This window comes from Halobacterium sp. CBA1126, from assembly GCF_009741975.1.
Lineage (GTDB): Archaea > Halobacteriota > Halobacteria > Halobacteriales > Halobacteriaceae > Halobacterium.
Window position 1 is genome coordinate 47,349 of record NZ_WPCF01000001.1, and the last position, 20,078, is coordinate 67,426.

At 68.0% G+C, this 20,078-nt stretch carries 23 protein-coding genes and 2 tRNA genes; 15 read left to right on the forward strand and 10 right to left on the reverse strand.

Going from position 1 to position 20,078, the window contains the following annotated elements:
- Positions 1-7: 7 nt before the first annotated feature.
- A complete protein-coding gene (locus GJ634_RS00260; RefSeq protein WP_157499783.1) occupies positions 8-916 on the forward strand; it encodes an AEC family transporter in 909 nt (302 codons plus the stop codon).
- A 9-nt stretch (positions 917-925) separates the two neighbouring features.
- On the opposite strand, the gene GJ634_RS00265 is transcribed toward GJ634_RS00260, so the two are convergent.
- The gene (locus GJ634_RS00265; protein ID WP_157499785.1) at positions 926-2,383 is read right to left on the reverse strand and encodes a DHH family phosphoesterase; all 1,458 of its coding nucleotides are present in this window, start codon (positions 2,381-2,383) and stop codon (positions 926-928) included.
- A 204-nt stretch (positions 2,384-2,587) separates the two neighbouring features.
- Between GJ634_RS00265 and GJ634_RS00270 the strand changes: the two genes are divergently transcribed.
- Positions 2,588-2,661 (forward strand) — tRNA-Lys (locus tag GJ634_RS00270).
- A gap of 360 nt (positions 2,662-3,021) precedes the next feature.
- Here GJ634_RS00270 and GJ634_RS00275 read toward each other — a convergent pair.
- Together GJ634_RS00275 and GJ634_RS00280 are read right to left on the reverse strand one after the other, a co-directional pair.
- Positions 3,022-3,438 carry a hypothetical protein gene (locus tag GJ634_RS00275; RefSeq protein ID WP_157499787.1) on the reverse strand — a complete coding sequence of 139 codons (417 nt, stop codon included), beginning with the start codon at positions 3,436-3,438 and terminating at the stop codon, positions 3,022-3,024.
- A gap of 163 nt (positions 3,439-3,601) precedes the next feature.
- Positions 3,602-4,621 (reverse strand): site-specific integrase, encoded by a 1,020-nt coding sequence (locus GJ634_RS00280; protein ID WP_157499789.1) that lies wholly within the window; start codon positions 4,619-4,621, stop codon positions 3,602-3,604.
- A gap of 344 nt (positions 4,622-4,965) precedes the next feature.
- On the opposite strand from GJ634_RS00280, the gene GJ634_RS00285 reads away from it, so the two are divergent.
- The 6 genes from GJ634_RS00285 (at position 4,966) to GJ634_RS16315 (ending at position 10,644) form a co-directional block, all read left to right on the forward strand.
- Positions 4,966-6,198, forward strand: a complete 1,233-nt coding sequence (locus GJ634_RS00285) for a hypothetical protein (protein WP_157499791.1) — start codon at positions 4,966-4,968, stop codon at positions 6,196-6,198.
- A 285-nt stretch (positions 6,199-6,483) separates the two neighbouring features.
- On the forward strand, positions 6,484-7,143 hold the full coding sequence (locus GJ634_RS00290) for a response regulator (RefSeq protein ID WP_157499793.1): 660 nt from the start codon (positions 6,484-6,486) through the stop codon (positions 7,141-7,143).
- Positions 7,136-8,599: an ATPase domain-containing protein gene (locus tag GJ634_RS00295; protein WP_331713913.1), complete on the forward strand. Its 1,464-nt coding sequence runs from the start codon at positions 7,136-7,138 to the stop codon at positions 8,597-8,599. Before GJ634_RS00290 ends, GJ634_RS00295 begins: the two co-directional genes overlap by 8 nt.
- Before the next feature lie 5 nt (positions 8,600-8,604).
- Positions 8,605-10,023, forward strand: coding sequence for an ATP-binding protein (locus GJ634_RS00300; RefSeq protein ID WP_157499795.1), 1,419 nt, complete (start codon positions 8,605-8,607; stop codon positions 10,021-10,023).
- 31 nt (positions 10,024-10,054) lie between these two features.
- Complete coding sequence (locus tag GJ634_RS00305; protein WP_157499797.1) at positions 10,055-10,474, forward strand: universal stress protein; 420 nt, start codon at positions 10,055-10,057, stop codon at positions 10,472-10,474.
- Positions 10,475-10,521: 47 nt separating this feature from the next.
- Complete coding sequence (locus GJ634_RS16315; protein ID WP_269449498.1) at positions 10,522-10,644, forward strand: hypothetical protein; 123 nt, start codon at positions 10,522-10,524, stop codon at positions 10,642-10,644.
- 18 nt (positions 10,645-10,662) lie between these two features.
- Here GJ634_RS16315 and guaB read toward each other — a convergent pair whose 3' ends face one another.
- A complete protein-coding gene (gene guaB, locus GJ634_RS00310; protein WP_157499799.1) occupies positions 10,663-12,162 on the reverse strand; it encodes an IMP dehydrogenase in 1,500 nt (499 codons plus the stop codon).
- A 497-nt stretch (positions 12,163-12,659) separates the two neighbouring features.
- Here guaB and GJ634_RS00315 point away from each other — a divergent pair, with 497 nt between their 5' ends.
- Positions 12,660-13,541, forward strand: a complete 882-nt coding sequence (locus tag GJ634_RS00315) for a DUF5794 domain-containing protein (RefSeq protein ID WP_157499801.1) — start codon at positions 12,660-12,662, stop codon at positions 13,539-13,541.
- A gap of 43 nt (positions 13,542-13,584) precedes the next feature.
- Complete coding sequence (locus GJ634_RS00320) at positions 13,585-13,809, forward strand: DUF5795 family protein (RefSeq protein WP_157499803.1); 225 nt, start codon at positions 13,585-13,587, stop codon at positions 13,807-13,809.
- Here GJ634_RS00320 and GJ634_RS00325 read toward each other — a convergent pair.
- Both GJ634_RS00325 and GJ634_RS00330 read right to left on the reverse strand, forming a co-directional pair.
- A complete protein-coding gene (locus GJ634_RS00325) occupies positions 13,806-14,012 on the reverse strand; it encodes a hypothetical protein (RefSeq protein ID WP_157499805.1) in 207 nt (68 codons plus the stop codon). The two genes, GJ634_RS00320 and GJ634_RS00325, sit on opposite strands and share 4 nt — an antisense overlap.
- Positions 14,013-14,049: 37 nt before the next feature.
- Complete coding sequence (locus GJ634_RS00330) at positions 14,050-14,352, reverse strand: hypothetical protein (RefSeq protein ID WP_197425334.1); 303 nt, start codon at positions 14,350-14,352, stop codon at positions 14,050-14,052.
- Positions 14,353-14,446: 94 nt separating this feature from the next.
- Here GJ634_RS00330 and GJ634_RS00335 point away from each other — a divergent pair.
- Positions 14,447-14,623 (forward strand) — tRNA-Trp (locus GJ634_RS00335).
- A 185-nt stretch (positions 14,624-14,808) separates the two neighbouring features.
- On the opposite strand, the gene GJ634_RS00340 is transcribed toward GJ634_RS00335, so the two are convergent.
- Positions 14,809-15,210 carry a PIN domain-containing protein gene (locus GJ634_RS00340; RefSeq protein ID WP_157499807.1) on the reverse strand — a complete coding sequence of 134 codons (402 nt, stop codon included), beginning with the start codon at positions 15,208-15,210 and terminating at the stop codon, positions 14,809-14,811.
- The gene (locus tag GJ634_RS00345; RefSeq protein ID WP_197425335.1) at positions 15,207-15,443 is read right to left on the reverse strand and encodes an antitoxin VapB family protein; all 237 of its coding nucleotides are present in this window, start codon (positions 15,441-15,443) and stop codon (positions 15,207-15,209) included. The genes GJ634_RS00340 and GJ634_RS00345 overlap by 4 nt, the downstream gene beginning before the upstream one ends.
- 115 nt (positions 15,444-15,558) lie before the next feature.
- On the opposite strand from GJ634_RS00345, the gene GJ634_RS00350 reads away from it, so the two are divergent.
- Together GJ634_RS00350 and GJ634_RS00355 are read left to right on the forward strand one after the other, a co-directional pair.
- A complete protein-coding gene (locus GJ634_RS00350) occupies positions 15,559-17,025 on the forward strand; it encodes a lamin tail domain-containing protein (RefSeq protein ID WP_157499811.1) in 1,467 nt (488 codons plus the stop codon).
- A complete protein-coding gene (locus tag GJ634_RS00355) occupies positions 17,022-17,306 on the forward strand; it encodes a DUF3006 domain-containing protein (RefSeq protein ID WP_157499813.1) in 285 nt (94 codons plus the stop codon). Before GJ634_RS00350 ends, GJ634_RS00355 begins: the two co-directional genes overlap by 4 nt.
- A gap of 6 nt (positions 17,307-17,312) precedes the next feature.
- Here the strand turns inward: GJ634_RS00355 and GJ634_RS00360 are convergent, their stop codons facing one another.
- The gene (locus GJ634_RS00360) at positions 17,313-17,852 is read right to left on the reverse strand and encodes a SprT-like domain-containing protein (RefSeq protein ID WP_157499815.1); all 540 of its coding nucleotides are present in this window, start codon (positions 17,850-17,852) and stop codon (positions 17,313-17,315) included.
- A 197-nt stretch (positions 17,853-18,049) separates the two neighbouring features.
- Complete coding sequence (locus tag GJ634_RS00365; protein ID WP_157499817.1) at positions 18,050-18,430, reverse strand: Hsp20/alpha crystallin family protein; 381 nt, start codon at positions 18,428-18,430, stop codon at positions 18,050-18,052.
- A 159-nt stretch (positions 18,431-18,589) separates the two neighbouring features.
- Between GJ634_RS00365 and GJ634_RS00370 the strand changes: the two genes are divergently transcribed.
- Together GJ634_RS00370 and GJ634_RS00375 are read left to right on the forward strand one after the other, a co-directional pair.
- Entirely contained in the window at positions 18,590-19,357 is a 768-nt protein-coding gene (locus GJ634_RS00370) for a GTP cyclohydrolase III (protein ID WP_331713914.1), read from the forward strand.
- Positions 19,358-19,396: 39 nt separating this feature from the next.
- Positions 19,397-20,078: DNA polymerase IV (locus GJ634_RS00375; protein ID WP_197425336.1), on the forward strand; the 682-nt coding region annotated here is incomplete at its 3' end.

A 20,078-nucleotide genomic window follows, 5' to 3' on the forward strand; every position in this document is an offset into this window, starting at 1 on the left:
CCGAGACATGGAAGTCGTCGGCCGCCTGCTCGCCTTGCTCGTCCTGCTGCTCGTGGGGACGGGACTGCGCGTGGCCGGCGTGCTCGACGACGCGCGCACCCAGCGGCTCAACGACGCCGCGTACTTCGTCGCGCTGCCCGCGCTCGTGTTCGTGTCGACGTACGACCGCGACGTCGCCGAGCTCGTCTCGCCCGCGCTGTTCGGCGGGATCCTCTTCGTGCTGCTCGCGACCGCGGCGGTCGCGTGGCTGGTCCACCGGCAGCTCCCCGGACGCGGCCGGCGGAGCGTCGCCGTCATCCAGTCCTACCACGCGAACCTCGGCTACCTCGGCCTGCCGCTGGTCGCCGCGACGTTCACCGACGACGTGACCGCGGTCGCGAGCGTCGTGCTCGGCGTCGGGTCGCTGTTCCAGGTGCCGCTGACGGTGTTCGTGCTCACGACCGTCAGCGACGCCGACGCCTCGCTGTCCGAGGAGCTGGCGAAGCTCGCCAAGAACCCCGTGTTGCTCGCGCTCGTCGGCGGCCTCGTCGTCGGGTCCGCGGGCGCCTCCGTGCCCGCGCCGGCGACCGCGGGCCTGGACGCGCTCGGGACGCTCGCGCTCCCCATCGCGTTGCTCTGCGTCGGCGCCTCCCTCGACGTCGACCTGCCGGACGTCGACATGGGCGCGACCGGCAGCGTCGTCGCGGTGAAGATCGCGGTGATGCCCGCCATCGCGTGGGCGACGTTCTCGCTGCTCGCCGTCGACGCCGCGACGTTCACCGCCGCCGTCGTGATGCTCGGGATGCCGACCGCGGTGTCGACGTACGTGTTCGCGAGCGAACTCGGCGGCGACGAGTCGTTCGCGTCCCTGAACGTCTTCGTCACCACGCTCGCGTCGGTCGCGTCGCTGTTCGTCCTCTTCAGCGTCGTCGGCTGACCGGAGAACTCAGTTCCCGTTCGAGCTCCCGGAGCTCTCGGACTCGACGCCCATCGCGTCGAAGAGCTTCTGCGTGACCGCCTCCTCGGTCAGCGACAGCAGCGTCTCGCGGTTCTCCTCCGTGGCCTCGATGCCCGTGAAGATGCCGAGCGGGATCTCCGCGGAGGCCTGCGTGGAGTGGCCGGCGGCCTCCCCGATGTTCTCGAAGGCGTCGCTGAGCACGCGCCCGATGTTCAGCCGGATGTCCTTCGAGCGCGCCGCGAGGTAGATGGTGTCCTCGACGATGCCGAACACCGCCGTGGTCGTGATGCCCTCGAGGTTCAACAGCTGGGACGCCGCCTGCGAGAGCGCGTCCCGGTCGCTGATGAACCCCGCGTTCGAGACGAGGTGGCTCCCCTGCACCTCGCGGTTCGCGATGGCCTCCGCGAGCACGTCCAGCGTCTCCGGGCTCATGTTCGGCGACTCCACCTGCTCGAGGGTGTCGTGGTCCGCGAACGGGTAGAGGTACGCCGCCGCGGTGAGGTCCGCGGGCGTCGTGTCCCGGCGGAAGTCCAGCGTCTCCGCGCGGATCCCGTACAACAGCGCGGTCGCGACCTCCTGGCTCACGGAGAGGTCGAACTCCTGGATGTACTTCGTGAGGATGGTGGAGGTCGCGGAGACGTTCGGCCGGACGTCTGCGAACTCCGCGTCGAACTCCTCGTCGACCTCGTAGTGGTCGAGGAAGATGTCGACCTCGCGGTCGATGGACACCTCGCCGGCCTTCGCCGGGTCGACCAGCGCGACCGTGTCGTAGTCGTCGATGTCGACGTCCTCGTACGGCGTCAGCTCGATGTCCAGGAGGTTCACGAACGCGCGGTTCTCCTGGTGGCCGATGTCCCCGAAGTAGAGGATGTCCGCCTCCACGCCGAGGTGGTCCGCGATGGCGTTCAGCGCGGCGGCCGCCGCGATGGAGTCCGGGTCGGGGTTGTCGTGCGTGACGATGGCCAGCCGGCCATCCGTCCCCTCGATGACGTCCGCGAGCTGGCGGGCCTTGTACTCCAGTTCGCCGGACTCCAGCGCGCGCAGCGCCGCGTCCGCGATGACCGACGACGGGTTGATGACGACGTCCGCGCCGAGCTCCGTGAGCTCGTCGCTGGTCACGGGGTCGCTGGCGCGCACGACGACGAACTGCTCGTCGTTGCGCTCGCGGACGTTCGCCACCGCGGCCTCGTTGGCCTCCACGTCCGAGGCCATGATGAGGACGACGTCGCGGTCGGCGACCAGCCCCGCCACCTCCTCGTCGCGGATGTCCGCGACCTGCGCGTTCAGGTCCTGGTCGCGCAGCGCCTCCACGCGGGCCTCGTCGCGGTCAACGATGAGGACGTCCTTCCCTCGCTCGACCAGCTCCTCGGCGACGGCGTGGCCGACGCTCCCGCAGCCCAGAATCGCGTACGTCGACATCGAGGAGATGGTTGCCCGGCTGCTCATGATGTCCACGGATAGCGGAGGCCGTCACTTAACCTTCCCGACCTGTCGCCGGCCGCCCCACAATTCCGGCGCCGAGTGGCGAACGCGGCCGTTTTCGCTCGGCGCGGTCGGTCCCCCGCGGCCCGGGAATTCGGCTGCCGTCGAGTGACTGCCGTCCCGAATCAGAACGTATTTGAGTCGCAGCGTCGAACGGTGGAATGCGTTGGGCCGGTAGCTCAGTTTGGCAGAGCGACGGACTCTTAATCCGTCGGTCGCGTGTTCAAATCGCGCCCGGCCCGCTGAATTCTATACCGCATAATATTGGCAAGCAGAAGCGCTGATACTCAAGTATCCGGTTGGAGATTAGTGCCTGATTTGAACACCCACGGATGCGGGACGGGCCGCCTTATCGGGGTTTACCGTAGCCGAGTCCGTTTCGATGCCGGAATGACGACGACCATACTATGGAACGGTTCCACACCAGTTCTCAACCGGCAGGTGCTGAACGTCTTCAGAGAAGTACTACCAGATGCTACTGAGTGAGGTATTGGCCGGCAGTGTTCGCCGCTCGCCGGCCTTATCGAGGTGTGTCTTGAGGACGAAATGTCTTCTCAGCACACCGATTCAGAACTAAATTGCTCGCCTGCGTCTCTAACGCTCTATTTGAGCTTCGGCAGCTCAAAGGAGATACTAACGTTAGTGATGGCGTCCGCTACACGACCAGCCACATCTGCCTTATAATCGGCTTTCCGCTGTTCACGCTCTCGCTTTCGCCGCCCTTTCGCTCGTGTGAAGTTCATCTGTATCTGGTCAGATTTATCTCCTATGAGGCGGCGGACTTCTCGGAATTCAGCTTGTGTAAGAGGCTCTTTACCGTGTATTTTCGCCATCTCGGGAGTGACGAGTCTACCGGGGCGATATTCCGTTTTCAGTCTACGAACTTCATTAAGAAACTGAAGCTCTGCGGATTCAATATTATCTACCGTCATTTCCGCGAGGTTGTCAACAGAATACGTTTCCTCCCACATCTCGAATTTCTTCTCTACGCGGTCGGGTGGCAGGTCAGTTTGAGTCATTACCTACATCTATCAACGCTTGAACCAAAGAATTAGCGGCTTCTACTATCTCCGTCGCCGGCCTTATCGGTGTCCCAGATTAGAAAAATCGACGTGGGTGATTCTCCTCTACCGTTATCGTCTCTTCAGGAGCCTCCTGATGGACTCCCACAGACAGGGAGTGCTACAGGTCTTTCATAAATTCCTCCCGACGAGCCAGCGCGTCAGCATCCTCCGGCTCGTCGTAGTGTGACTTGATGATTTCTGGCGAGGCATTCACGCGGTCACTGAGATGCTCAACCGGCCAACCGTTGTTTCGATGGTAGGTAATTGATGCACTCCGAATCGCGTGAGGGAAGTAGTTGAACGGGCAGCCGGCGGCGGGCGAGCTTCCCGCGTACTCACACTCATCGGGGTCACGGTCGTCAGGACAGGGTTCCCCATATTCGCAGGGGCGAGTCATCTGGTACACCCAGTTGCGAATCGCGGTTCGAGAGACCCGGCCATAGTTGGTCGAAATCAGGGGCCGTCGGTCGTTGTCATCCGTTGCGTCGATTCGGTTGTCGGCGAGGTAATCGTCTAACAGGCGACCCATTCCCTCAGAGAGGTTTACTGCTCGTTCGCCGCTGTGTTTGTTTTTCAGCGGCGTTCCGGACGATTCCCGGTGTTTGACCTTGATGTAGCTCTTCTGAGGGTAGTAGTCCTCCACGTCGAGTCCGTGAATCTCGCCGAGTCGCATCGCTGTGTGCCACATCAATTCGAGCGCGGTGTGGCGGTTGCTCGCGTACTCGTACTTCCGAAGGTAGTGGAGCGCCGCCAATATCTCGTCAGTATCGACATCCTTGCGACGAGCCTTCTCCTTCTTGCTAATGGAGGGAACCAAGACCTTCTCGTGGAGTCCTTCCGGAACCGCGTCAATCTTCTCGCAAAACCGAATGAAGACACGGAGCGTGGACATCTGAGTCCGTTGGCTCACTCGGTTTAGGTCGCCCTCCTTCGTCCGCCACGTCTTGTATCGGTGGACCTTCCTGCCGTCGAGGTCGTTCAGATTGTCTAATCCAACTTCGTCACACCAGCGGATGAAGTGTTGAAGCCTGATTCGGTGAGCGTTGAGCGTGTTCTCACTGTACTCTGCGTCCTTCTCGTCAAGGTACCAATCGAACGCGTCTTCTGGTTCGATAGGTTCGAGGGAGCGGTCGTTCATAGTTGGCACGACCCGAAGATGGAGGGGACTACTTCACGCGAGCGAAGCGAGCGCGGTCGCGTGTCTCAAATCGCGCCCGGCCCGCTTTTCAGTGACCTACACCGCAGAGCGACGGGTGTGTCGCTCTGCGTGTAGTCGGACGTAAAGCGGCGAGCGATTTGAACCCTGCCAGTCGCAGCCCGCGCAGCGAAGCGAGCAGGAACGTCTGGCCCCGGTTCACAATCGCGCCCGGCCCGCTTCGTCGAGGAACGCGCGTGTGAAGCGGCCACTCGTTCGTCGGTGGGACCGCCAACCACTCGAGGGAGCCGAAACGCGTTTTTGTCCCTGCGTGGAACGGACCCGTAATGGCCTCGCTGCGCTCGCTGCTGGCGCGAGAGCGAGTCGACGCACTGGGAGCGTGGGGCGTCACGCTGGCGCTCTGTCTGGCCGCCGGCCGGCTCTACCAGCTGAGCGAGCCGGACTGGACCGCGTTCGCGGTGCTGCTCGTGGGCGTGATGGTCGTCGTGCCGGTGGCCGAACGCGACCCGGCGGTGACGTTCCCGAGCGAGCTGCTCGCGCTCGTCACGCTGCCGGTGCTCGTGCGGGCGTTCGACGCGTTCCCGACGGTGACGCCGTTCTTCGCGGTGGCGGGGGTCGCGCTGTTGGTCGCGGTGGTCCTGGACGCATACACGTCGCTGGCGATGACGCCGCGGTTCGCCGCGGTGTTCGTCGTGGTGGTGACGATGGCGCTCGCCGGCGTGTGGGCGGTCGGGGTATTCGCGGCCGACTCCCTCCTGGGGACGTCGTTCCTCGTGGGGCGCGTGGAGCTGATGTGGGACCTGGTGGCGGCGACGGCCGCGGGCGTGCTCGCAGGTATCATCTTCGAGGTGTACTTCGAGTACTCCGAGCGCGTCCAGCGGCTGCGGCGGGCGGACCGGGACGACGCGTCGCGGACGGCCGAATCCGGCGAGCTGCCGGGCGAGCACCACCACCGGACGGCCGTTCGCGGGATGCAGGCGGTGCTCGCGGTTATCGCGGCGGCCGCGGTGGTCCGCGGGAACTGGACGCTGCTCGTGAACTCGGGGGTGCCGCTGGCCATCACGCTGCTGCCGGCGGCGCTCCGCCACCAGTACGACTACACGATGGACACGGGGCTGGTGGTGTGGGTGACGCTGGCGTCGACGCTGCACGCGGCGGGCGCCGTCGGGCTCTACCAGTGGTTCGGGTGGTTCGACAGCGTCACGCACGCGCTGTCCGCCTCGCTCGTCGCGGGCGTCGGCTACGCGGTCGCTCGCGCGGTCGAGTTGCACGCCCGCGCGGTGTCGTTCAACCGCGGCTTCCGCGCGACGTTCGTGGTGTTGTTCGTGCTGGCCGTCGGCGTCGGCTGGGAGATTCTCGAGTTCGCGAGCGGCGGGCTGGCGTCGGTCGTCGGCGGCGAGGCGGTGCTCGCGCAGTACGGGACCGCGGACATCGTCAACGACCTGGTGTTCAACACGGTCGGCGCGGTCCTGGTCGCGGCGTACAGCTCCGCGCACTTCGAGGACGTCGCGGACCTGTTCGTCGACCGCGTGAGCGTCGTCGTCCGCGGCGGCGACTGAGGCGTGTCGGCGCGAGATCTACCGCGGGCCGCGCCGAACGCCCGTTTCGGTCGACTCGTCCCGTCACGCGCCGCGTTGAGGCGATGTCGCCGAGACGCGTTCGGCCGCGTTCCTCGCGCTCCGAGTTCACTGAAATCCTCACAAAAATAGAAAAAGTACCGGACGTTCGTTAATTCCGCGACCCACAGCGGACAGGAATCTGCAGAAGCTGTCGTTCTACTGTACACCTGTCGAAACGCCTTAATGTCGGGTCCCCGTTTGCCAGTCCAGAACAGAGTGTCGCAGATGGACCGAGAAAACTCCCCGGCAGTCCTGGTCGTCGACGACGAACGGGACCTCGCCGACTTGTTCACCGCGTGGCTGTCCGACGAGTACAGCGTCGAGACCGCCTACAGCGGGCAGGCCGCCCTCGACGCCCTCGACGAGTCCGTCGACGTGGTGTTGCTCGACCGCCGCATGCCGGACCTCTCCGGGGACGCCGTGCTCACGGAGATCCGCGAGCGCGACCTCGACTGCCGCGTGGCGATGGTGACCGCGGTCGACCCGGACTTCGACATCGTCGAGATGGGCTTCGACGCCTACCTCACGAAGCCCGTGACCAACGAGGACCTCCACGGCGTCGTGGAGACGCTGCTCGCGCGCAAGCGCCACGACGCCGCGGTCCAGGAGTACTTCCAGCTGGTGACCAAGCGCGCCGCGCTGGACGCCCAGTACGGCGCCGACGCCGCGGAAGACCCGAAGTACGAGGCGCTACAGACGGAGATCGAGTCCCTGAAGCAGGAGGTGGACGCGCTCACGAGCGAGTTCGACGACGCGGACTTCGAGGTGGAGCTCCGCCGCATCGAGCGCAGCGCCGGCCGGGGCGACTACAGCGACGAAGCCGCGGCCGACGCCGACGAGGGAGCGGACGCGTCGAACGGAGACGGGGGTGGTCAGCGTGACTGACATCGACGACCGCGTCTCCACCGGTATCGAGGGGCTCGACACGGTGCTGAACGGCGGGTTCGTGCCGGGGCGGGCGTACCTCGCGCGCGGCGAACCGGGGACGGGGAAGACCATCTTCGGCTACCACTACCTCACCGCGGGCGTGGAGAACGGCGAGACGGTCCTCTACGTCAACCTCGAGGAGTCCGTCGAGGACGTGAAGGCGAACGCGCGGTCGGTCGGCTTCGACCTCGACGGCGTGGAGTTCCTGAGCCTCACGCCGGACAGCGAGGTGTTCACGGAGAGCCAGTCGTACAGCGTCTTCGGCGCCGACGAGGTCGAAGCGGGCGCGTTCAACGAGGCCATCGTCGAGCGCATCGAGGCCCTGAACCCCTCGCGCATCTTCATCGACCCCATCACGCAGCTCCGGTACCTCTCCGGGGACGACTACCAGTTCCGCAAGCAGGTGCTGGCGCTCCAGCAGTTCCTCGGCGAGCAGGACGCCACCATCCTGTTCACGTCGCAGGCGACGCCGAACAACCCCGACGACGACGTCCAGTTCATCGCGGACGGCACGCTCGACCTCGAACGCACGCACGGCGCGCGGATGGTGTCCGTCCCGAAGTTCCGCGGGTCGTCGACGCGCAGCGGCGAGCACACGTTCCGCATCACGGACGACGGCGTGCGGGTGTTCCCGGAGCTCCAGCCCGGCAAGCACAGCCAGCCGTTCACCGCGGAGACCATCTCCGCGGGCGTCCCCGAGCTCGACGACCTCCTGCACGGCGGCCTCGAACGCGGCACCGTCACCGTGCTCAGCGGGCCGAGCGGCGCGGGGAAGACGACGACCGGCACGCAGTTCATGAAGGCGGCCGCGGAGCGCGGCGAGCGCTCGGTCATCTACCTCTTCGAGGAGAGCCGGGAGACGTTCCTGACGCGCTCGGAGGCCGTCGACATCCCCGTCGGGGAGATGGTCGACCGCGGCACGCTCGCCATCGAGGAGATGGACCCGCTGGACCTGACGCCACAGGAGTTCGCGAGCATGGTCCGCGAGGAGGTCGAACAGAAGGGCACCGAAATCGTGATGCTCGACGGCATCAAGGGGTACAAGCTCGCGCTCGCCGGCGACGACGACACGCTCGTCCGCCGGCTGCACGCGCTCGGCCGCTACCTGAAGAACATGGGCGTCACCGTCGTGTTCGTCGACGAGGTCGGCCACGTGACCGGCGACTTCCAGCCGACGGAGGTCGGCATCAGCTACCTCGCGGACAACATCGTCTTCCTCCGGCACGTCGAGCTCGGGGGCGAGCTGCGGAAGGTCATCGGCGTGCTGAAGAAACGCACCAGCGACTTCGAGCGGACGCTGCGCCGCCTCCAGATCACGGAGAACGGCATCGAGGTCGGCGAACCGCTGTCGAACCTGCGCGGGCTGCTGACCGGCACGCCGGAGTTCGTCGACGGCGGCGACGGCGAGTCCTGAGTCGCATGTCGGAGCATCGAACCGGCGGCGACGCGGACGCCGGCGACGAACCGCTCTGCGTCGGCGCGGTGCTCTCCCACGACCGGAACCGCGCGCTCCTCTCGGAGTGGCTCGAGGGCGAGTACGACGTGCTCGCGCCCGCGAACGACGGGGTGACCCTCGAGGACGTCGCGGAGCGCGCGGACCTCCTGTTGCTCGACGCGGGCGCCTACGAGCGCCACGCCGACTGGGTGGCCGACTACCGCCAGCGCGAGGCGTCGCTGTTCCGGCCGGTGCTGTTGCTCGTCGAGAGCGACGACCTCCCGGAGGCCGCGCCCGTCTGGACGACCGTCGACGACGTCGTCTCGGTGCCGGTCCGGAAGGCCGTCCTCCACGCCCGCATCCGCGGGCTGCTGTCGCGGCGCGGCCTCTCCCGGGAGCTGGCCGCCAGCGAGGACCGGTTCCGGACGCTGTTCGAGACCAGCCCCGACCCCGCAATCGTTCTGGACGCGGACGGCCGCGTCGTCGACAGCAACGCCGCGTTCCGCGACCTCGTGGGCGTGGCCGAGGACTGCCACGGCCGGCCGCTGGAGGCGTTCGACGCCTTCGACGCCGAAGCCATCGAGGAAGTGTTCGCGGCGGGCGACGACGACCGCGAGGTCGTGGCCGTGCAGACGGCCAGCGAGCGGCGCTACGTCGAGTGCAACGGGAACGACCTCGACACCGAGCCCGGCCATCGCGTGCTCATCCTCCGTGACGTCACCGAGCGCGTCCACCACGAGCGCGAGCTCCAGCGGCAGGTCGACCGCCTCGACGAGTTCGCGGGCGTGCTCGCCCACGAGATGCGGAACCCGCTCGGCATCGCGACCGGCTGGCTCGACCAGGCCGAGCGAACGGGCGACCCGGCGGCGTTCGCGCGCGTCGAGGGCGCCCTCCAGCGCATGAACGAGATGCTCGAGGAGCTCCTCCAGCTCGCCCGGCAGGGCAGCGTCATCGGCGAGCAGTCGTCGGTCCCCCTGGCGGAACTGGTCGCGGAGTCGTGGGACAGCGTGACGACCGGCGACGCGGCGCTGTGCGTCTCGCCGGCGCTGGCCGACCGGACGGTGACCGGCGACCCTGACCGCATCGAGGAGGTGTTCGCGAACTTCTTCCGGAACGCGGTGGAGCACGCCGGCCCGACGGTCACCGTCGAGGTCGGCGTGACCGACGACGGCAGCGGCGTCTACGTCGAGGACGACGGCCCGGGGCTGAGCGCCGTCGACCGCGACCGGCTGTTCGAGTCCGGGTACACGACCGCCGAACACGGCACGGGGTTCGGGCTCGCCATCGTCCAGCAGATCGCCGAAGCCCACGGCTGGACGGTGCGGGCGACCGACGCCGAGAGCGGCGGCGCGCGCTTCGAGCTCCTGGGCGCGCTGGACGACCGCGCCGACGAACCCGCGTAGTTTTAAGCCCCTGTCGGGCCTCGGGGCGAACATGTACCGAGTGCTGGTACCGGTCGACGACGACGTAGACCGCGCGCTCTCGCAGGCCCGCTACGTGGCGAGCCTGCCGGACGCCGCCGAGAACGTCGAAGCCATCGTACTGTTCGTGTTCACCGGGGACAGCGAGGACCTCCCGGAGGACGTCCAGCAGTTCAAGTCCGCGAGCCGCATCCAGTCGGTGCGCCGCGCACAGGAGTACCTCGAGGACGCGGGCGTCGCCGTGCAGGTCCGGGACGACTCCGGCGACACCACCGACGACATCATCGCGGAGGCCGACGAGCACGACGTCGACGCCATCGTGCTCGGCGGGCGGAAGCGCTCGCCCGCGGGGAAGGCCATCTTCGGCAGCGTCACGCAGTCGGTCATCCTGAACGCCGACCGCCCGGTCGTCGTCACCGGCGAGGACGCCTGACCGCGGCTACCGTAACGCATTTCTCCGAGCCGTCGCATCCCCCGCACATGGCGTTCGACACGTACGAATGCGAGGCGTGTGGCGACGAGTTCAAAGCGTTCGAGGACTCGAAGGCCGCAGACAACGGCTACTGCAGCCCGCGCTGCGAAGTCGACGGCAAAGGACTGTAGGCGGTCGGTGCGCCTTCCTCACTCGTTCTGCGGGCTGTAGTTCGGCGCTTCGTCCGTGATCATCACGTCGTGGGGGTGGCCCTCGGTCTGGCCCGCGGCGGAGACGCGGACGAACTCCGCGTCGGCCTTGAACTCGGGGATGGTCTCCGCGCCGACGTACCCCATGCCGGACTGGATGCCGCCGACGAGCTGGTGGAGCTCCTGGGCGAGCGGGCCCTTGTACGGCGTCGCGGCCTCGACGCCCTCGGGGACGAACTCCTCGTCCTCGTCCTCCTCCTTGAGGTAGCGGTCGCCGCCGCCGGACTGCATCGCGCCGACCGAACCCATGCCGCGGTACTGCTTGTACTTCTTCCCGTTCATCGTGATGACCCGGCCGGGGGCTTCGTCGGTGCCCGCGAAGTACGAGCCCAGCATCACGGCGTCGGCGCCCGCGGCGATGGCCTTCGCGGCGTCGCCGGAGTACCGGATGCCGCCGTCCGCGATGACGGGAACGTCCTCGGGGTGGGCGACGTCCGCGACCTCGGAGACCGCCGTAATCTGGGGCATGCCGGCGCCCGTGACGACCCGCGTGGTGCAGATGGAGCCGGGGCCGATGCCGACCTTGATGCCGTCCGCGAAGTCGACGATGGCCGCGGCGGCCTCGCTGGTGCCGACGTTGCCGACGACGACGTCCGCGTCGACGGACCGCTTGATGTCGCGCGCGGACTCGATGACGTTCTCGTTGTGAGCGTGCGCGCAGTCGATGAAGAGGACGTCCGCGCCGGCGTCGTCGGCGGCGGTCACGCGGTCCTCCTCGAAGGGGCCGACGGCGACGCCGACGCGGAGGTGGCCGTCGTCGTCGCGGGCGGCGTCCTCGTGCTCGCGGCGCTCGAGGATGCCCTGCATCGTGACGAGGCCGACGAGGCGGTCGTCGTCGTCCACGAGCGGCACGCGCTCGATCTTGTGCTCGTACATGAGCTCGAGCGCGTCGCGCGGGGCGACGTCCTCGGCGGCGGTGATGACCTCGTCGGTCATCGCCTCGCGGACCGTGTCGGACTCGCCGACCTCGAGGTACGGGCGGATGTCGGTGCCGGAGATGATGCCGAGCACGCGGTCGTCGTCGTCGACGACGGGCGCGCCGGAGACGCCCTCGTGGCTCATCATGCGGTCGACCTCGCTGACGGTCTGGTCGGGCGTCGCGGTGACGACGTTCTCGCGGTCGATGACGAGCTCGTCGGCGCGCTTGACGCGCTCGACCTCGGCGGCGGTCTCCTCGACGTCCATGTTGCGGTGGAGGACGCCGAGGCCGCCCTCGCGGGCCATCGCGATGGCGAGGTCGGACTCCGTGACGGTGTCCATCGCCGCGGAGAGGATCGGGGTGTTCAGCGAGACGTTCGTCGAGACCTGCGTGCTGACGTCGGCGTCGTCGGGTTCGACGCGGCTCTCCGCGGGGCGGAGGAGCACGTCGTCGAAGGTCAACGCCTCTGGAACGCGGAGTTTCTCGGAGAATCGGCCGTCCGTCGAAGGGTCGTGCGCCATGTAAACCGTCGCGGGGCCGCCGGCAAAAACGTTCCGAGATTGGGCGAACGTGCGTCAACGACTCGCGTAGGGACGCCAGTGTCAGCACGTCCGTGTAACGGTCGCGGCTGGGGCTCCACGAACGAACAGCGAGCCGACGCTGTGCCGACGAACGTCAGAATACCGTCGCTCGTTGCGGCGAGTTTTCGACTATTGTCCACGTCCGCCGTCGGTCGGTAGCCCGGTACTTAAAGACGGGTTTCGGTTCTCCACCACGTGTGGCCGCTTCTCACGCAATCTTTATGCGTACGACCCTAATGGTTGTACACATGGACTCCATCAGTCCCGAGGCAGTGCGCACCGCCGGCGACCACACCGTCGACTCCGCCGCACGCACATTTTTCGGCAAACTGATGGACACATTCTGGCTCGGAACGACGGCCCCCGCGGCCCCGACGCCGCGCGCGTCCCCGCATCGCCGAGCCGACTACAGGTCGTCCAGGTCAGGCCGGTAGTACATGAGCAGCTCACGCCACCCCGTCGCCCTCCGCCTCGAGCAGCGCGTCGGCGGCGACACGCGGCTGCTCGCGACGGTCATGCTGCTCCCGCTCGTGGACGGCATCTTCGCCGCCCTCGTGCTCGCGGGCGCACTCGACACGTACGTCGGCATCGCCCAGGTCGGCCTGCTGGTGTTCGGCGGCAGCGCGACGCTCGCGGTCATCCTCGCCGAGATGGACGAGGACCCGCGCTCGCAGGCCGCGACCGTCCTCGTCGTCGGCATCCCGCTCATCGTCGTCGCCGCCGCCGAGGCCGCGCTCGCGCCCACCATCGCGACCGTCGTCGACATCCCGACGTTCGAGCGCTTCGCCGCCATCGTCATCCTCGCCATCGCCGCGAAGACCGCGAGTTCGACCATCGGCGACTACCTCCCCTCGCCCGGCATCATCATCGGGCTCGGGTTCGTCGCGAGCGTCCAGCCCGCGGGCGCCGAACTCGTCCTGAAGGCCGACCCCGGCCTGATGCTGCGCGCGGCGGCGGCCGGCGGCGTCGCCGTCGGCTTCTCGCTCGCCATCGTCGCGCTCCAGCCGTACCTCCGCCGCGTCGTCGACATCGACCGCTTCCGGTTCGGGAGCGCCGTCGCGCTCGGCACGCTCGCGCTCTCCGTGTTCGGCCTCGTGCCCTCGCAGGCGCCGCTGGTCGTCTTCGCCGTCGCCGGCCTGCTCGCGTTCGACCCCGACGAGGCCGACGTCGACACGCCGGACGTCCCGCCGGCCGCCGACGACGGCCCCGACGGCGCCGCCCAGCCCGCCACCCCGGACGGCGGCAGCGACCCCGACGACGAAGCCGCCTACGGCTACCCCGGCGAGGACGGCGCCGAAGAGCGCGCGCCGTGGCTCTGACCGGGAGGAGAACTCTTTACTCGCCCGCGGCCGTCCCGCCGGTATGCCCGAGAACCGCGTCGTCGAAGGCCGCATGGTCACCCCGAAGAAACTCGCGGAGCTAATCGAAGGCGAGTCCGTGATGGACGCCGAACCCATCGAGGACGCCGACCGCGACTGCCCGGAGTGCGGCGGCGACGTCGTCTCCGTCGGCTACATGCCCTCCGTCACCGAGTTCGTCACCGGCTACAAGTGCCAGGACTGCGAGTGGAGCGCCCGCGAGGACTAGCGCTGCCAGCGCACGTCCTCGATCTCGTCGCCGCTCGCGACCACGTGGCCGACCACGTCGCCGTCACCGCAGTCCTGGACGTCGACGCGCTCGTAGCCCTCCGTGACGACCTCGCGGAGGTCCGCGTCCAGCGCGTCCGCCTCCTCGACGCCGAGGCGCATCTTCCCGCCGATCTCCCGGACGACGATTGGGTACTCAGCCATACCGCCGGGTTCGCGCTCGCCCCGGAAAGAACAATCGCTACGCGCGAACCTCGTAGTGCGCGACCGTCTCCTCGTACCGCGCGAGCAGCCGCTCGGCGCGCTCGGGGACGTGGGCGGTCTCGTAGTCCGCGCCCGCGAACGCCTCGATTGCGTCCCACGACGCGAACCGCGCGATGGTCACGAACTCCACCTCGTCGCCGGCCTCGCGGCGCAGCACCTCGAAACTCTGGAGGTCGTCGATTTCGGCTTTCGCGTCCGGGAACACCGTCTCGGTCACGAACGCTTCGTACTCGTTGGCGTCCGCGGGCTCGGTCCACCCGCGCCACACGCGTGCAATCACGGTCTGCGATACGGCCGGCGGGCTCTTGTCGGTGGTGGAGCGAGCCGTCGAATCGAAACGCACTTAGGCCAAATCGTCGTACGCCAGAACGCGAGGGGCTGTGGCCAAGCCAGGAATGGCGACTGACTCCAGAGGCCACGCGCCCGGGACGAAATTCCAGACTGGTATACCGAGCGGCCGACTGATCATCGGTCCGCGACGACGACCCTCTGGAGTTCCGAGGCGCACCGGAGATATCAGTCGATCGGGGGTTCAAATCCCTCCGGCCCCACTTCTTCAACGACTGAAACCGCGAGAGCCACAGAGGGCTCTCGCGCCGAACGCGTTGTATGGCAGTCGGGGATTCGAACGAGACCGCACGAGCGCAGCGACAGCGAGCACGTGCGGGCGTAGTTCACAACTCCTGACCCATGCTCACTGTCGCACTACCGTAGTCCGTCGCAGCGACTGGCGAAGTCAGTACGTCTCGACAGTTAGCCCGTCGACGTCCTCGAAGTCTGCGTCGTTGCTCACGACTGGTTCGTCGAACTTGAGCGCGGTCGCTGCGACTGCCGAGTCGGCGCCGTCGAGATCGGCGAGCGAATCGGAGTGTGCGTGTTCGCCGCGGAGCCGACCGGCTCGGCGGGCGAGAGTGTCGTCGAACTCGACGACGGGGAACGATTCGAAGAGTTTCTCGTACCCGGTCTCGAGGGTTCGGCGCTTCGCGTCTGGCGCCTTCGAGACGCCGTAGTACACTTCCCACGTGACCATCGACGGGACCCGAGTCGGAACACCGGCTGCATCCAGTTCTCCTGCTTTCTGCAAGGCCGCCGGTTTCTGTTCGACGAGGCTCCCGAGGAACTGCGTGTCCAGAATCACGGGAGTTCCTCGTCAAGCGCCTCGCGGTTCGCTGCATCGTCGGCCTCGAATGCAGCCTCGAGGGATTCAGTGTCCCACGCGTCGCTGGCTTCCGCGACGTCTTCCGCGAAGTCACGTAGGCCGTACTCGCCGACCATCCGCTCGAGCGCGTCACTGAACGATTCCCCCTCGCGTTTTTCGTCTTCGACGCGGGCGTACAGCCGTTCACTCACCCGGACTTGTTTCGTCCCCATACTACCTCGTTGACACTGTTGACAGTTGAAACTGGCGCCGGAATCACGGCTCATCGTAGTCGCCACCCCCGAATGAGCCACTAAGACCATCTGCCTGCGCCCCGTCGAGACCACCATGACTCGGCGGCGCGCGCTCGGCGTTCTCGCGGTCGCGGCCCTCGTCCTGCTGGCCGGGTGTAGCGGCGCCGTCACCGACGCGCCGGCGACCACCGAAGCACCCGAAACGACGAACGCACCGCGGACCACCGAATCCCCCACGACTCAGGTCGCGACCCCGAACGGCACGCTCTCGGTGCATTTCATCAACGTCGGGCAGGGGTCGAGCGCGCTCGTCGTCGGGCCCAACGACGAGACGATGCTCGTGGACACCGGGGACTGGTCGGACGACGGCGAGGTGGTCCTCGACTACCTTCAGGAACAGAACATCGAGCGCGTGGACTACCTCGTGACGTCGCACGCGGACGCCGACCACATCGGCGGCCACGAGGCCGTCATCGACTACTTCGAGACGGCGGCCGCGGGCGTCGGCGCGGTGTACGACCCCGGGGTGGCGTCCACCTCGCAGACATACCGAGAGTACCTCGACGCCGTCGAGGGTCACGACGTGGCGCTGTTCCAGACGCGCGCCGGCGACGAGATTCCGCTGGGCGGCGACGCCGTCGACGTGGACGTGCTCGGGCCGCCCGCGGACCGGCTCGCGGGCGGGGACCGCAACGAGAACAGCGTCGTCCTCCGGGTCGCGTTCGGGGAGTCGACGTTCCTGCTGCCGGGCGACGTCGAGGAAGCGGGCGAGCAGTACCTCGTCGAGGAGTACGGCGCCGGCGTGAACGCCACGGTGTTGAGCGCGGGCCACCACGGCAGCGCGTCGAGTTCCACGAGCGCGTTCCTCGACGTCGTGACGCCGAGGGTCGCCGTGATTTCGAGCGCGTACGACTCCCAGTACGGCCACCCGCACGAGGCCGTCCTCGGGCGATTCGCCGAACGCTCGGTTCGGACGTACTGGACGGCGACCCACGGGAACGTTGTCGTGACGAGCAACGGCACCGCGGTGACGGTCGCGACCCAGCGCGCCGCGCCGACGGCGCCGCTGGACCTCCGCGACGCCGACCCGGTCGAACCGGGGACGAGCGCCGACGTGGAAGTCCGCACCGTCGTGCCCGTCAGCGAAACGGCCACGGTCCCGGACGGCGGGACGACGACCGAGCCCACTACAGAGCCGACGACCTCGCCCGAAGCCACGAGCGGGGCCGGCGCGCTGTCCGTCGCAGCCGTTCACGAGGACGCGGCGGGCAACGACAACGAGAACCTGAACGACGAGTACGTCGTCTTCGAGAACACCGGCGGCGAGGCGCTCGCGCTCGGCGGGTGGACGGTCAGCGACGAGGCCGGCCACACGTACGCGTTCCCGAGCGGGTTCACGCTCGGCCCCGGCGAGGAAGTGACGCTCCACACGGGCAGCGGTACGGACTCTGCGACGGACCTCTACTGGGGCGCGGGGAGCGCGGTCTGGAACAACGCCGGAGACACTATCGTCGTGGAGACGGACACCGGCACCACGGTCGTGGAGGCGACCTACGAATGACTGCCGACGGCACCTACACCGCGGTCGTGGACCGCTTCGAGGGCGACCTCGCGGTCCTCCTGCTGGAGGCGGACGGCGAGAGCGTCGCAGAGCGCGTGCTCGACCGCGAGCGCCTCCCCGAGGCGGCCCGACACGTCGACGCGGTTCTCACGGTCGAACTCGTCGACGGCGACGTCGAAGCGATGGACTACGAGCCGACGGCGACCGAGGAGCGCGCGGAGGACGCCCAGTCGCGCTTCGACAGGCTCTCGCGGCGCCCACCGCGGGACGACGAGGAGTAGATCGTCTCAGTCGCCGGGTCCAGTGGCGCTGTGCGAGGAAAGCCGCCCGCCGCAGCCGCCACACCGGTACTGGTCGGGGTTCTTCACGAGCTTTGACTTCCGGTAGCGCGGCAGTTCGCTGCCGCAGTCCTCGCAGACGACCCACCAGTTCGGGTCGGCGAAGCGCTCGCAGGCGACCGACGTCTGGAGGTCCGCCGCGAGCTCGCGGAAGGCGTCGCCGTGGCTGGCGTCCCCGGCTTCGTTGATGAGGTGGACGTGAATCAGTTCGTGCCGCACGACGTCGGCGGTGGCGCCCCAGCCGTGTTCCTGGAAGTACTCCCACGTCAGCGAGACGGTCTCGGGGTCGTCGCCGCGGTACTTCACGGCGCCGGCGCGGCGCTTCGCGCGCTTGCTGACCTCCCAGTCGAGCGCGCTCACGTCCACGGAGAGGTCGTAGCTCTCGGCGACGTCGCGGGCGTACACCTTCGCGACCGCGAGGAACTCCGCCGTGGACGCGTCCGCGTCGACGGCGTAGAAGTCGGTGTCGAGTGTCGTCGCGTCGGTCATCGGTAGTGGGCGGCCGCATCGGCGCACGGCCCGTGCTCGTCGAAGACGGACGCACCCCCGCGATTAGAAGGTGGGGGTTCGCGCAGCAGCACGAACACGTCGGCGGCCGAACCCACGGTCGGCCGGAACACGCACGAACGCGAGAAAGCAGCGGGCGGGGCGGTCACGCGGCGGCCGTCACCCGGCGAGGGGGACCGTCACCCCTCGATGGGGATGGTGTGGCCGCGCGTGGTGGCGTCCTCGTAGATGGGGAGCCGGACTTCGAGGACGCCGTTGTTGTACGAGGCGGTGATCTCCTCGTGGTCGACCTCCTTCGGGAACCGGAAGCGCCGGTGGTAGGTCTTCTTCCGGCCGCGGTTCTCGTCGACGTGCTCGGCGGCGACGTTGAGGACGCCGTCGTCCCACGCGACCTCGATGTCGTCGGTGTCGAAGCCGGGCACGTCGATGGAGAGGACGAACTCGTCGTCCTCCTCGTACAGTTCGTAGTCGGTGCCACCGAAGCCGCCCTCGCCGAAGAGGCGGGACGGGAGGTCGAGGCGCTGCATCCACGAACTGGCGTCAGTCGCGGGCAGTGCCATGGCTATCACCTCGATTCCACTCGGTACTGTGGGCGCGGTTCGTAAAGAGCACAACGGAATCGACAGATTGAATATCGGTTTTCGCCGCCACGAACGCACCGCAAATCTGGAACGCAATCCACAACCGATATACCTGCGTGGGGCGGAACTCCGGTAACCGTGACGAACACGCAGGTCACTCTCGTCCAACTCGACAACTACGGCCCGTGGACCGTGACGCCGTCGCCGCGCCGCGAGGTCGACCTCCAGACGATGCAGTCCCGGCTGTACGCCGACCTCTCGCAGGCGTTCGGCATGCGGGACGGCTACGTCTTCTTCACGCGCTTCGACAACATGATCGCGGTGAGCAACGGGCTCGACCTCGAGGACCACGCCCGGATCCAGGAGTCCATCCGGAACCGCTACCCCGTCACCGTCAGCCTCTCCATCGGCACCGGCACCTCGCCCGCGGACGCGCTCGTCGAGGCCACCGCCGCGCTCCAGGCGCAGGGCAGCGCCCAGGACGCCGACCGCCGCGAGGCGCTGCTCGGCCAGCCCGTCGACGACGCCGCCCGCACCGACGACGACGTCCAGATCGCGCACTTCGACGTCGTCGACGCCACCGGCACGTACACCGACGAGCTCGACGCGTACTCGTCGTTCGTCCACATCGAGCAGGGGTACGCCGCCCTCATGCGGCACATGCACGACGCCCACGACTCCCTCTCCTTTTTCGTCGGCGGCGACAACATCATCGCCGTCTGCCCGGACCTCTCCTCGGCGGACTACGAGGCGGCCATCGAGTACGTCCACGACACCGCGGGCGTCGACCTCCGCGTCGGCGTCGGCCACGGCGTCTCCCCCCACGACGCCGGCATGGGCGCCAAGCACGCCCTCGAGGACGCCCGCGAACACGAGACCGACGTCGAAGTCGTCCCCGAGCCCTGACCGGCCGTTTTTTGCTCGTCGGCCCCTGACCACCGAGTGATGGTCGACGGCGAGCGACTCCCCGGTGCGCCCGACCGCGCGGAGCGCATCGTCTTGCACGTCGACATGGACTGCTTCTACGCCTCCTGCGAGCGCCGCCGCGAACCCGAACTCCGCGGCGAACCCGTCGTCGTCGGCATGGGGTACGAGCCCGGGGAGACCGTCGGCGCGGTGGCGACCGCGAGCTACGAGGCCCGCGAGTACGGCGTCGAGAGCGCGCAGGCAATCGGCGCCGCCCTCGAGAACCTCCCGCGGAAGGCCGACGAGCCCGACAACCCGGACGCGGGCTTCTACCGGCCCGTGGACCTCGACTTCTATCAGGACGTCGGCAGCGACGTCAAGGAGATTCTGTACGAGCTCGGGGACACGGTGCGGGAGGTGAGCATCGACGAGGCGTACCTCGATATCACCGACCGCACCGCGTGGGACGTCGCGGAGGGGTTCGCGCGCCACGTGAAACAGCGCATCGCCCGCGAAGTGGGCGTGCCGGCGAGCGTCGGCGTCGCGCCCGACATGAGCACGGCGAAGCTCGCCAGCGACCACGACAAGCCCGACGGCCTCGTGGTGGTCGAACCCGGCGAAGTACGGGAGTTCCTCGCGCCCATCGACGTCGCGGACGTCCACGGCATCGGCCCGGTTCGCGCGCGGGAACTCCGCGAGATGGGCATCGAGACGGCGGGCG

Excerpts from the sequence above, each read along its gene's own strand:
- GJ634_RS00260 (WP_157499783.1), top strand. The coding sequence starts at position 8 with ATGGAAGTCGTCGGCCGCCTGCTCGCCTTGCTCGTCCTGCTGCTCGTG.
- GJ634_RS00265 (WP_157499785.1), bottom strand. The coding sequence starts at position 2,383 with ATGAGCAGCCGGGCAACCATCTCCTCGATGTCGACGTACGCGATTCTG.
- GJ634_RS00275 (WP_157499787.1), bottom strand. The coding sequence starts at position 3,438 with ATGACTCAAACTGACCTGCCACCCGACCGCGTAGAGAAGAAATTCGAG.
- GJ634_RS00280 (WP_157499789.1), bottom strand. The coding sequence starts at position 4,621 with ATGAACGACCGCTCCCTCGAACCTATCGAACCAGAAGACGCGTTCGAT.
- GJ634_RS00285 (WP_157499791.1), top strand. The coding sequence starts at position 4,966 with ATGGCCTCGCTGCGCTCGCTGCTGGCGCGAGAGCGAGTCGACGCACTG.
- GJ634_RS00290 (WP_157499793.1), top strand. The coding sequence starts at position 6,484 with ATGGACCGAGAAAACTCCCCGGCAGTCCTGGTCGTCGACGACGAACGG.
- GJ634_RS00300 (WP_157499795.1), top strand. The coding sequence starts at position 8,605 with ATGTCGGAGCATCGAACCGGCGGCGACGCGGACGCCGGCGACGAACCG.
- GJ634_RS00305 (WP_157499797.1), top strand. The coding sequence starts at position 10,055 with ATGTACCGAGTGCTGGTACCGGTCGACGACGACGTAGACCGCGCGCTC.
- GJ634_RS16315 (WP_269449498.1), top strand. The coding sequence starts at position 10,522 with ATGGCGTTCGACACGTACGAATGCGAGGCGTGTGGCGACGAGTTCAAA.
- guaB (WP_157499799.1), bottom strand. The coding sequence starts at position 12,162 with ATGGCGCACGACCCTTCGACGGACGGCCGATTCTCCGAGAAACTCCGC.
- GJ634_RS00315 (WP_157499801.1), top strand. The coding sequence starts at position 12,660 with ATGAGCAGCTCACGCCACCCCGTCGCCCTCCGCCTCGAGCAGCGCGTC.
- GJ634_RS00320 (WP_157499803.1), top strand. The coding sequence starts at position 13,585 with ATGCCCGAGAACCGCGTCGTCGAAGGCCGCATGGTCACCCCGAAGAAA.
- GJ634_RS00325 (WP_157499805.1), bottom strand. The coding sequence starts at position 14,012 with ATGGCTGAGTACCCAATCGTCGTCCGGGAGATCGGCGGGAAGATGCGC.
- GJ634_RS00345 (WP_197425335.1), bottom strand. The coding sequence starts at position 15,443 with ATGGGGACGAAACAAGTCCGGGTGAGTGAACGGCTGTACGCCCGCGTC.
- GJ634_RS00350 (WP_157499811.1), top strand. The coding sequence starts at position 15,559 with ATGACTCGGCGGCGCGCGCTCGGCGTTCTCGCGGTCGCGGCCCTCGTC.
- GJ634_RS00355 (WP_157499813.1), top strand. The coding sequence starts at position 17,022 with ATGACTGCCGACGGCACCTACACCGCGGTCGTGGACCGCTTCGAGGGC.
- GJ634_RS00360 (WP_157499815.1), bottom strand. The coding sequence starts at position 17,852 with ATGACCGACGCGACGACACTCGACACCGACTTCTACGCCGTCGACGCG.
- GJ634_RS00365 (WP_157499817.1), bottom strand. The coding sequence starts at position 18,430 with ATGGCACTGCCCGCGACTGACGCCAGTTCGTGGATGCAGCGCCTCGAC.